We start from the raw sequence: 240 nt of genomic DNA, 5'->3' as shown, positions 1-240 counted from the left end.
AGAGAACCCTATTGCTGAAGACACCTCAGAATATTTCAATTATCAGTCTAGAATGGAAAAAACACCCAGAGCAAGATGGTCAAAACAGGACACTGAACTGTTCTATGAGGCTGTGCAGCAGTTTGGGACAGACTTTTCTATGATAGCACAGCTTTTCCCTGGACGTATCCGGGAACAAATACGGAACAAATATAAAAAGGAAGAACGGCAACACCCACTGAGGCTTCGTGAAGCCTTGAC

General features: G+C 43.8%; 1 protein-coding gene. It reads left to right on the top strand.

All coding sequences use genetic code 11. From position 1 onward, the window contains the following. Positions 1-52: 52 nt before the first annotated feature. Positions 53-240: transcription factor TFIIIB component B'' homolog (locus ACODJP_RS14455; RefSeq protein WP_422482684.1), on the top strand; the 188-nt coding region annotated here is incomplete at its 3' end.

The sequence above is a fragment of the Pleomorphochaeta sp. DL1XJH-081 genome, assembly GCF_049310885.1.
Classification (GTDB): Bacteria; Spirochaetota; Spirochaetia; order Sphaerochaetales; family Sphaerochaetaceae; genus CAYZJV01.
This window is presented reverse-complemented; position numbering and strand designations above follow the sequence as displayed.